The sequence below is a fragment of the Grimontia hollisae CIP 101886 genome, assembly GCF_000176515.1.
Classification (GTDB): Bacteria; Pseudomonadota; Gammaproteobacteria; order Enterobacterales; family Vibrionaceae; genus Enterovibrio; species Enterovibrio hollisae.
Map to the genome: position 1 here is coordinate 703,706 of NZ_ADAQ01000013.1, position 10,565 is coordinate 714,270.

At 51.0% G+C, this 10,565-nt stretch carries 12 protein-coding genes and 1 other annotated feature; all 12 genes read left to right on the forward strand.

The window, feature by feature from the left end:
• The first annotated feature begins 74 nt into the window (after positions 1-74).
• Positions 75-551, forward strand: coding sequence for a YchJ family metal-binding protein (locus tag VHA_RS16000; RefSeq protein WP_005506179.1), 477 nt, complete (start codon positions 75-77; stop codon positions 549-551).
• Between the two features lie 63 nt (positions 552-614).
• Complete coding sequence (locus VHA_RS16005; RefSeq protein ID WP_005506181.1) at positions 615-800, forward strand: hypothetical protein; 186 nt, start codon at positions 615-617, stop codon at positions 798-800.
• 174 nt (positions 801-974) lie between these two features.
• Positions 975-1,114: a sequence feature (His leader region), on the forward strand.
• A gap of 75 nt (positions 1,115-1,189) precedes the next feature.
• Positions 1,190-2,086, forward strand: a complete 897-nt coding sequence (gene hisG, locus VHA_RS16010; protein WP_005506183.1) for an ATP phosphoribosyltransferase — start codon at positions 1,190-1,192, stop codon at positions 2,084-2,086.
• 3 nt (positions 2,087-2,089) lie between these two features.
• The gene (gene hisD, locus VHA_RS16015) at positions 2,090-3,385 is read left to right on the forward strand and encodes a histidinol dehydrogenase (RefSeq protein ID WP_005506185.1); all 1,296 of its coding nucleotides are present in this window, start codon (positions 2,090-2,092) and stop codon (positions 3,383-3,385) included.
• A 20-nt stretch (positions 3,386-3,405) separates the two neighbouring features.
• Positions 3,406-4,446, forward strand: a complete 1,041-nt coding sequence (gene hisC / locus VHA_RS16020; RefSeq protein WP_172465029.1) for a histidinol-phosphate transaminase — start codon at positions 3,406-3,408, stop codon at positions 4,444-4,446.
• Positions 4,447-4,471: 25 nt separating this feature from the next.
• Positions 4,472-5,539 (forward strand): bifunctional histidinol-phosphatase/imidazoleglycerol-phosphate dehydratase HisB, encoded by a 1,068-nt coding sequence (gene hisB / locus VHA_RS16025; protein WP_005506189.1) that lies wholly within the window; start codon positions 4,472-4,474, stop codon positions 5,537-5,539.
• The gene (hisH, locus tag VHA_RS16030; RefSeq protein WP_005506190.1) at positions 5,539-6,141 is read left to right on the forward strand and encodes an imidazole glycerol phosphate synthase subunit HisH; all 603 of its coding nucleotides are present in this window, start codon (positions 5,539-5,541) and stop codon (positions 6,139-6,141) included. Before hisB ends, hisH begins: the two co-directional genes overlap by 1 nt.
• Before the next feature lie 6 nt (positions 6,142-6,147).
• Entirely contained in the window at positions 6,148-6,885 is a 738-nt protein-coding gene (hisA, locus tag VHA_RS16035; protein ID WP_005506191.1) for a 1-(5-phosphoribosyl)-5-[(5-phosphoribosylamino)methylideneamino]imidazole-4-carboxamide isomerase, read from the forward strand.
• On the forward strand, positions 6,867-7,640 hold the full coding sequence (hisF, locus tag VHA_RS16040) for an imidazole glycerol phosphate synthase subunit HisF (protein WP_005506192.1): 774 nt from the start codon (positions 6,867-6,869) through the stop codon (positions 7,638-7,640). Before hisA ends, hisF begins: the two co-directional genes overlap by 19 nt.
• Positions 7,637-8,278, forward strand: a complete 642-nt coding sequence (hisIE, locus tag VHA_RS16045) for a bifunctional phosphoribosyl-AMP cyclohydrolase/phosphoribosyl-ATP diphosphatase HisIE (protein WP_005506193.1) — start codon at positions 7,637-7,639, stop codon at positions 8,276-8,278. Before hisF ends, hisIE begins: the two co-directional genes overlap by 4 nt.
• A gap of 142 nt (positions 8,279-8,420) precedes the next feature.
• Positions 8,421-9,416 (forward strand): UDP-N-acetylglucosamine 4,6-dehydratase (inverting), encoded by a 996-nt coding sequence (gene pseB / locus VHA_RS16050; protein WP_005506195.1) that lies wholly within the window; start codon positions 8,421-8,423, stop codon positions 9,414-9,416.
• Positions 9,413-10,561 (forward strand): UDP-4-amino-4,6-dideoxy-N-acetyl-beta-L-altrosamine transaminase, encoded by a 1,149-nt coding sequence (gene pseC / locus VHA_RS16055; RefSeq protein ID WP_005506197.1) that lies wholly within the window; start codon positions 9,413-9,415, stop codon positions 10,559-10,561. Before pseB ends, pseC begins: the two co-directional genes overlap by 4 nt.
• Positions 10,562-10,565 lie beyond the last annotated feature (4 nt).

Here is a 10,565-nt window from a genome sequence, read left to right on the forward strand (position 1 = left end):
CATGCAATTCCGATTGACTAACCCCTTCCCCACTCTGAGAATAGCCCCGTTTTTATTCATAACGGTTTCCACTTATGACTACATCACGTTGCCCCTGTGGCAGCCAAAAACCGTACAGCGAATGTTGCGAACGTGTTCATCAAAACCACGCTGCAGCCGATCACCCTGAAAAACTGATGCGTTCGCGCTATTCAGCCCATGTGAAGGGGCTGGTCGATTTCATTGTCGATACCTATCACCCTTCCTGCGGGGCGGAACAACACCGCGATGCTATCGTCCAGTCTATCAACAGTGAATGGCTGATGCTTCAAGTGCTGTCAAGCTCTGTGGATGAGAGCGGCAAACAAGGCTTTGTCGAATTCAAAGCCCACTACAAAGAGGCCGGAAAACAGTACTGCCTGCATGAAAAGTCGCGTTTTGTCACAGAAGAAAAAGACGGACATGCCCTTTGGTATTACATCGACGGTGAGTACCCGAAAGCGGAAAAGGTTGGCCGAAACGATCCTTGCCCATGTGGCAGCGGCAAAAAATACAAAAAGTGCTGCGGTTAAAAAACCATCAAGCTTTCTGATGGGTAGCCGATATGTTGGAGGAACAATCATGAGGTTATTGTGATGAACTGGTTCCCCAACATCTCTGAATACTCACCACAAAAAGTGGGTAATGTCGTGAAACAGGATAAAACGAAACAGCAGCAACAAAAACGTGCTGAGAAAGATGAGCACCCGGAAGAGGGAAAAGACAAAGCCACCGGTGAAAGCAAAAAGGACAACGATGGCCTGCTAGATATCTATGTCTGATTTACGGCATGTTGCGCCACTTTTTCTACTTTTTTCTTCCACTGCGACTAATTCGCTGATCAGGGAAATTACCAGTTGCAATATTTAAAGAGTTTGTTAGTGTTGAAGCCAAGCAAACGTTAAACCGTTTAAGCAAGTAGAGAAGAGAAATATGCAAAAATCGCTGATGACCATTCACCACCATCATCATCCTGACTAGTCTTTCGGGAGATGTGGTTTCGACTGGAAGACAAGGAGTAAGGTTCTTCCACCGGTCATCAAAGCGAGCACAAGATTCAGACCCCCGGAAGCGAACCTTCCGGGGGTTTTCACTTTTAGGATTTAAAAAATTGCTTTGGTGTTTTCAGGAACAGATAAACACTACTGCGAAAAGAGACAGGGAATAGATCATGCAAACAGAACGTCTAAGAATTGCCATCCAGAAAAAAGGCCGCCTTGCGAAAGAGTGTCAGGAACTACTCAAGCGCTGTGGGGTAAAAATCAACTTCTCCGGTGACCGTCTGGTCGTGCACGCGGAAAATATGCCCATCGATTTATTGCTGGTACGCGACGATGACATTCCAGGCCTAATCATGGACGGTGTGGTCGATCTCGGTGTGATTGGCGAAAACGAGCTGGAAGAAGTCCGCTTGGAGCGAGTCGCACTGGGCGAGCCAAACGAGTATGTAAAACTTCGCCGTCTGGACTTTGGAGGTTGCCGCCTCTCTGTGGCGATTGATAAAGATAAAACCTACAACGGCCCACAGGATTTGGCGGGCAAACGTATCGCCACCACGTACCCGAACATTCTTAAAGCGTATCTCGACAAACAGGATGTCAGGTTCAGCACCTGTATGCTTAACGGTTCGGTAGAAGTCGCACCACGCGCAGGCCTTGCCGACGCCATCTGTGATTTGGTGTCTACCGGTGCAACGCTTGAAGCCAACGGCCTGAAAGAAGCCGAAGTGATCTTCCGTTCAAAAGCGGTACTTATTCAGCGTATGGGTGAGTTTGCCGATGATAAGGCAGCTCTGATTGACCGCCTGCTGACCCGTATTCACGGTGTTATCCAAGCCAAAGAATCTAAATACATCATGCTGCACGCACCGAGTGAAACCCTAGAGCAAGTGGTTGAACTGCTGCCGGGTGCCGAAGACCCAACCATCCTGCCGCTGGCGCACGATAAACAACGCGTTGCTGTTCACCTGGTCAGTACCGAGAACCTGTTCTGGGAAACCATGGAAAAGCTGAAGGCGCTGGGTGCAAGTTCGATTCTGGTGCTGCCAATCGAGAAGATGATGGAGTAAGCCATGAAAACAGTGGTTTGGAAATCTCTTACTGACGAACAGCGCGAAAAAGCACTTGAACGTCCTGCTATCTCTGAAAGTGCCTCAATCACTGAAGCCGTTGAAGGTGTGATCAAACAAGTACGTACTGGCGGTGATGCCGCGCTGAAAGCACTGACGGAGAAGTTCGACAAAGTGGTGCCTGAAAACATTCAGGTATCACAAGGTGAAATTGAAGTCGCAGAAACGCGTCTGGGCGATGAAATCAAAGCGGCGCTGAAACAGGCTTACGACAACATTGCCTGCTTTCACCAAGCACAGAAAGCGCAGCCCCTGACGGTAGAAACCATGCCGGGCGTGGTGTGTGAGCTGGTGACCCGCCCTATTAACCGCGTTGGCCTTTACATTCCCGGCGGCAGCGCACCTTTGCCATCAACAGTATTGATGCTTGGCGTGCCTTCGCAAATCGCAGGGTGTCGAAAAGTGGTGCTCTGTTCACCACCGCCTATCGCTGATGAAATTCTTTATGTCGCCAAGCTTTGTGGCATCGATGAAGTTTACAACCTTGGCGGCGCACAGGCGGTTGCCGCCATGGCTTACGGCACTGAAACTGTCAGCAAGGTGGACAAGATTTTTGGCCCGGGAAATGCCTTCGTGACCGAAGCCAAGCGTCAGGTCAGCAATGCTCATCAGGGCGCGGCCATTGATATGCCCGCAGGCCCGTCAGAAGTGCTGGTGATTGCGGATGAAAGCGCAGATGCCGATTTCGTCGCCGCTGATTTGCTGAGTCAGGCTGAGCACGGTCCAGATTCTCAGGTTGTGCTTGTCACCCCCTCACCGGTGCTGGCAGAAAAAGTGGCAGATGCGGTTCAAAGACAACTGAAAGCCCTGAGCCGCGCGGATATCGCCAGTCAGGCATTGGATTCAAGCCTGATTATCGTTGCGGACAGTCTGGCCCAATGCGTGGACATTTCGAACAACTACGGCCCTGAGCACTTAATTGTCCAGACCCAGAACCCACGCGAATTACTTCCACAATTGGATAACGCCGGTTCGATTTTCCTTGGTGCATGGTCACCGGAGTCTGTGGGCGACTACGCATCCGGTACCAACCATGTGCTGCCAACATATGGCCATACACGCACTTACTCGAGCCTTGGCCTTGCTGATTTCAGTAAGCGTATGACAGTGCAAGAGTTGTCTTCTGATGGCTTGCAGGCACTCGCACCAACTGTGGTTGCCATGGCTAATGCCGAAGGTCTGGATGCACACAGAAACGCCGTCACCCTCCGCGTAGAAAAACTCAATAACAATAATTAATAAAAGAGGATGCAATGGATATTGAAAAATTAGCCCGTAAAGACATTCAGGCGCTCACGCCTTATATGTCCGCCCGTCGGTTGGGCGGTTGTGGCGATGTCTGGCTGAATGCCAATGAATCGCCATTCAACAACGAATACACCATCAATGGCGCCGGCCTGAACCGCTACAGCAGCTGTCAACCGGAAGCGTTGATCCGTGCCTACGCAGACTACGCTGGCGTTCGCCCGGAGCAGGTACTCACCTCCCGCGGCGCTGACGAAAGCATAGAACTGCTGATTCGAACCTTCTGTGAAGCCGGAGAAGACAGCATTCTGTTCTGCCCGCCGACGTATGGCATGTATGCCATCAGCGCGGAAACTGCGGGTGTGGCGCGTAAAACCGTGCCGCTGACTGATGAATGGCAACTGAACCTGCCGGAAATCGAGAAGAACCTTAGTAGCGTAAAACTGGTGTTTGTTTGTAGCCCTAACAACCCCACCGGCAACCTGATTAACCGAGGTGACATTGAAGCCCTGCTGGAAATAACCGCTGGCCGCGCACTGGTGGTGATGGACGAAGCCTATATCGACTTCTGCCCGGAAGCTTCAACAGTCGACCTGTTAGTGCGTTATCCGAATCTTGCGATTCTGCGCACCCTGTCCAAAGCCTTTGCATTAGCAGGTTTACGTTGTGGCTTTACGCTGGCAAATCCGCAAATCATCCAACTGATGACCAAGGTGATTGCGCCATACCCGGTGCCGGTACCGGTGACAGAAATTGCCTTGCAGGCGCTGAACGAAGCGGGTCTTGCCCGCATGAAATACCAGGTGCTGGATTTGAATGCCAACCGCGCCTATTTGCAGGCGGGATTATCCATGTTGCCGGGCGTGCAAGTGTTCGACGGTTACGGGAACTACCTGCTGGTGAAATTCCCAGACGCCGAGCTTCTGTTTTCAGTCCTTTGGGACAACGGTATTATCCTGCGCCGCTCACCGATTGAAAGTTGCATCCGTATCAGCGTGGGCAACCGTGAAGAATGTGAAAAAACCCTGACCTTTATCCGCCAGCAACTGGCATAAAGAGCACAACAAAAAGGAATTTGTAGTGAAAGAAAAAATCCTCTTTATTGACCGTGATGGCACGCTGATTGTTGAGCCTCCAGTCGATTTTCAGGTCGACCGCCTCGACAAGCTCAAGCTAGAGCCTTTCGTCATCCCTGCCCTGCTGGCACTGCAAGACGCTGGCTACAAGCTGGTGATGGTGACGAATCAAGACGGTCTGGGCACTGACAGCTACCCACAGGAAGATTTCGACGTCCCACACAACATGATGATGGAGATTTTCGAATCTCAGGGCGTGAAATTTGCTGACGTTTTGATTTGCCCGCACTTCGACCACGAAGGTTGTAGCTGCCGTAAGCCAAAACTCGGCCTGGTAAAAGACTATCTCCAACAAGGCCGCGTAGATTTCAAAACCTCTGCCGTGATTGGCGATCGCCAGACCGACCTGCAACTGGCAGAAAACATGGCCATCCGTGGCATTCAATACAATCCGGAGACCATGGGCTGGCAGCAAATTCTGAAGGATTTAACCACTAACCCGCGCGTGGCAACCGTTGTACGTACCACCAAAGAAACGGACATCCGCATCACGGTGAACCTCGACGAAACCGGCGGCAACAAAATCAACACCGGTCTGGGCTTCTTTGACCACATGCTGGATCAAATCGCGACCCACGGCGGCTTTCGTATGGAAGTGGCAGTAGAAGGCGACCTGCACATCGACGATCACCACACCGTAGAAGACACGGCGCTGGCGCTAGGTCAGGCACTCAAAGAGGCGCTGGGTAACAAACGTGGCATTGGCCGTTTCGGTTTCAGTTTGCCCATGGATGAGTGTCTGGCACAGTGTGCGCTGGATTTGTCTGGCCGCCCTTACCTCAAGTTCGACGCGACGTTCTCTCAAGACAAAGTTGGCGATCTTTCGACCGAAATGGTTGAGCACTTCTTCCGCTCACTGACCGACACCATGGCCTGTACCCTGCATCTGTCATCAGACGGCGACAACACGCACCACATCGTGGAAAGCCTGTTCAAAGCCTACGGCCGCACATTGCGTCAGGCAATCCGCGTAGAAGGTAATGAGTTGCCAAGCAGCAAAGGGGTGTTGTAATGAGCGATGCAAAAATTGTCATCATCGACACGGGCTGCGCAAACGTCAGCTCGGTGCGTTTTGCGATTGAACGCCTCGGTTACGACGTCACTATCAGCCGCGACCCAGACGTCGTGCTGGCCGCAGATAAACTCTTTCTGCCGGGTGTAGGCACTGCGTCTGAGGCGATGAAAAACCTTGAAGAGCGAGACCTGATTTCACTGGTACGTGAAGTCAAACAGCCACTTCTCGGCATTTGCCTTGGTATGCAGCTTCTGGGTAAATCTTCGCAGGAAGGCAAAGAGCAGGTGAACTGCTTAGGCCATGTAGGTGCCGACACCACCTTAATGGAAACGGGCGAATTACCACTTCCCCACATGGGTTGGAATACGGTAACTCCAGTGAACAATCACCCGCTGTTTAAAGACATTCCGGAAAACAGCTATTTCTACTTTGTTCACAGCTACGCCATGCCAGTGGGTGATTACACCATTGGCCAGTGCGACTACGGCAAGCCGTTTACTGCGGCGGTGCAAAGTGGCAACTATTACGGTGTGCAATTTCACCCTGAGCGTTCCAGCAAAGCTGGCGCGCAACTGATTAAGAACTTTTTGGAGATGTAATTCAGGATGATCATTCCCGCTTTGGATTTAATCGACGGGCAGGTTGTCCGTCTCTATCAGGGTGACTACGGACAAGTTACCGAATACAACGTTGACCCCAGTGAACAGTTCGCGATTTACCACAACGCCGGCGCAAACTGGCTGCACTTGGTAGACCTGACCGGTGCGAAAGACACATCCGCCCGTCAGTTGCCATTGATTGAAAAACTGATTGCCAGCACGCCAGCCAATATCCAGATTGGCGGTGGCGTGCGCAAAGAAAGCGACGTAGTTGAGCTTTTGCGTGCTGGCGCCAAACGTGTCGTCATCGGTTCGACCGCCGTTAAGCAACCTGAGCTGGTCAAAGGATGGATAGAAAAATACGGCGCAGAGCAAATTGTATTGGCGCTCGACATCAACATTGATGACAACGGCAACCGTATGGTCGCAGTTTCCGGCTGGCAGGAAGATTCTGGCGTCACTATAGAAGCGCTGCTGGATGATTTCCTGACGGTGGGTCTCAAGCACGTGCTGTGTACCGATATCTCTCGCGACGGCACGCTGGCGGGTTCCAACGTCGATCTTTACAAAGAGTTGTGTGCCGCCTACCCGCAGGTTCAGTTCCAGTCTTCAGGCGGTATCGGCTCACTGGCTGACATCGAAGCACTGAAAGGCACGGGTGTGGCGGGTGTTATCGTCGGTCGCGCATTGCTCGACGGTAAGTTTACGGCAGAGGAGGCATTCGCATGCTGGCAAGAAGGATAATCCCGTGTCTTGATGTTCGCGATGGTCAGGTGGTGAAAGGTGTTCAGTTCCGTAACCACGAAATCATCGGCGATATCGTTCCCTTGGCAGCACGTTATGCGACAGAAGGCGCAGACGAACTGGTGTTTTACGATATCACTGCCTCCAGTGATGGCCGTGTAGTGGATAAAAGCTGGGTCGCGCGCGTAGCAGAAGTCATTGACATTCCTTTCTGTGTCGCGGGCGGCATTAAAACCGCAGAAGATGCCAAACGCATTCTGGAATTCGGCGCAGACAAAATTTCCATTAACTCCCCGGCACTGGCAAACCCTGAACTTATCACCGAGCTCGCTGAGAAATTCGGCGTGCAGTGTATCGTGGTAGGTATTGACTCCTACTACGACAAAGATACTGGCAAATATCAGGTCTACCAGTTCACCGGTGATGAAGCCCGTACCAAAGCGACCCAGTGGGAAACCCGCGACTGGGTACAGGAAGTGCAGAAGCGTGGCGCTGGTGAAATCGTGTTGAACATGATGAACCAGGATGGCGTGCGTAGCGGCTACGACCTTGAGCAACTCAATATGGTACGCGAAGTGTGCCACGTTCCCCTGATTGCCTCAGGCGGCGCCGGTGAAATGTTCCACTTTGCTGATGCGTTTAATAAAGCGAATGTTGACGGTGCACTGGCAGCATCTGTATTCCACAAGCAAATCATCAACATTGGTGAGCTGAAACAATACTTAAAACAACAAGGCGTGGAGATCCGCTTATGAGCAATACACCATCAAACGCGGCACTCGCTGATAGTATCGACTGGGAAAAAGTAGACGGTCTGGTGCCCGCCATTGTCCAGAACGCGAAAAGCGGACAGGTTCTGATGATGGGATATATGAATCAAGATGCATTATCAACAACGCTGGATACCGAGCAGGTCACCTTTTTCTCCCGTACCAAGGAGCGCCTTTGGACCAAAGGCGAAACCTCCGGCAATGTGCTGCGTCTCAAACACATCACTGTGGACTGCGACAGAGATACCCTGCTGGTTCAAGCCGACCCTATTGGCCCAACCTGCCATCTTGGCACTGAAACCTGCTGGGGAGAAGACGACACCAACAAACCTGCTCTGGTGTTTCTTCATCAACTGGAGCAGGTGCTGGCTTCCCGTCGAGGATCCGATCCTTCAACGTCTTATACGGCGTCCCTGTATGCCAAGGGCGCCAAGCGCATTTCGCAGAAAGTGGGCGAAGAAGGCGTCGAAGTCGCGCTTGCAGCGACGTCGGGCGATAAAGAAGAGTTGATCAATGAGTCAGCAGACCTGATGTACCATCTTTTGGTACTGCTGCAAGATCAGGGCTTTTCGCTCGAAGACGTGGTCAATAAACTAAAGGAACGTCACAAGTCACACGCCTAACTGTGACCAAGAAAAGGCAATGTCGAAAGAGATTGTCTTTTTTTCATCACCTAATCACGATGTAGGCATTTTTCTCCCACCGTCATTGGCGCTATCAGTTAGAATTTCAATCAGATACTGATACGAATGCTTAAGGATTGAAATGTTTAACGGCAAGTCGATTTTGATCACCGGTGGAACCGGATCATTTGGAAAGAAATACACCCAAACCATCCTTGCGCGTTATAAGCCTAAACGACTTATCATTCTCTCCCGAGACGAGCTCAAACAATTCGAAATGCAGCAAGAGTTCAACGCACCTTGCATGCGCTATTTTATTGGTGATGTACGCGATGCTGGCCGGATGATGGAAGCCATGAATGGCGTCGATTATGTCATTCATGCCGCGGCCTTAAAGCAAGTGCCTGCTGCCGAATATAACCCGATGGAATGTATCAAAACCAATGTGCATGGCGCAGAAAACATCATCCGCGCAGCCATTGCTAACAAGGTCGAAAAAGTCATCGCTCTCTCCACCGACAAAGCCGCGAGTCCAAACAACCTATACGGTGCGACTAAGCTTTGTTCTGACAAGCTGTTTGTCGCTGCCAATAACATGACGGGCGGTGGGCTGACACGCTTTGCAGTAGTGCGCTATGGCAATGTGGTAGGTTCACGTGGGTCTGTGGTACCGCTTTTCAAAAAACTGGTTGAGGAAGGGGCTGATGCATTGCCCATTACCCATCCTGACATGACCCGTTTTTGGATCACGCTCCAGCAAGGCGTCGACTTTGTCCTGAAGAATTTCGAACGCATGCAAGGTGGTGAGATTTTTATACCGAAAATCCCTTCTGTGCGTTTAATGGATCTGGCAACTGCTTACGGCAACGGTCTGTCTGTGAAAGAAATCGGCATTCGTCCGGGCGAAAAGATGCATGAAATCATGTGCCCAAGTGATGACTCACACCTGACATTGGAATTCGAGGATCACTATGTGATTCGACCAACCATTAAATTCTATGCGGCGGATTACGACTATTCGGTCAATCCACTCGGCGAAAAAGGCGAACCTGTCGCGGCTGGTTTTGAATACCATTACGGAAGCAATCCAGATTTTCTAGACGTCGAACAGATCCTGGAATTCGAGCAACAAGCATGATCCCTTACGGCAAACAGAACATCAGCCAAGACGATATCGATGCCGTCATTGACGCCTTAACGTCCGACTTCATCACCCAAGGGCCGCGAGTTACCCAATTTGAACATGCAGTTGCAGAGAAAGTGGGCGCAAAGCATGCCATTGCAGTAAACAGCGCCACATCAGCACTGCATATTGCCTGCCTTGCTTTGGGACTCAGTAAAGGTCAACGCCTTTGGACATCCCCCAACACATTTGTCGCCTCGGCGAATTGTGGTTTGTATTGCGGCGCAAAGGTCGACTTTGTTGATATTGACCCCATCACCTACAACCTCTGTCCAAAGCGTTTAGCAGCAAAACTGGAGCTGGCAAAACGAACAGACACCCTTCCGAACGTGGTGGTGGTTATACATATGTGTGGACAAAGCTGCGACATGGAGGCCATCCACCTGCTTTCCCAGCAGTATGGTTTCCACATTATTGAAGACGCCTCTCATGCTATTGGTAGCAAATATCAGGATCTGTATGTCGGAAACTGCCAGTACAGTGACATCACCGTCTTCAGCTTTCATCCAGTTAAAATCATCACCACCGCAGAAGGTGGGATGGCACTGACCAACAATCCCAAACTTGCCAAAGCGATGGAAAACCTCCGCAGCCATGGTATTACGCGGGATAGTGAATCACTGGTCGATCAAGGCCAAGGCGCTTGGTACTACGAGCAACAATCGCTTGGATTTAATTACCGCATGACTGACCTACAAGCCGCATTGGGAATATCCCAACTGACGAGGCTGGATGCGTTTGTTGAACGCCGTCAGACACTTGCCGATCGATACAACCAAAAGCTTTCAGCATTGCCACTGACCACACCGACATTGCTTCCCGAGAGTAAATCAGCATGGCATTTGTATGTTATCCAGTTAGCGGAACCAGATTGCCGCCAGCGCGTATTTGATGCACTTCGCGCTAAAAACATCGGCGTGCATGTGCATTACATCCCGGTTCACACTCAACCGTATTACCGCGCGTTAGGGTTTAAATGGGGGCAATTTCCTGTTGCAGAACACTATTATCACGCTGCGCTCAGCCTGCCGCTTTACGTTGATATGACAGAAGAGGAACAGGACACTGTGATTCAGGCACTGGCTGATGCGTTGTACTGAGGAC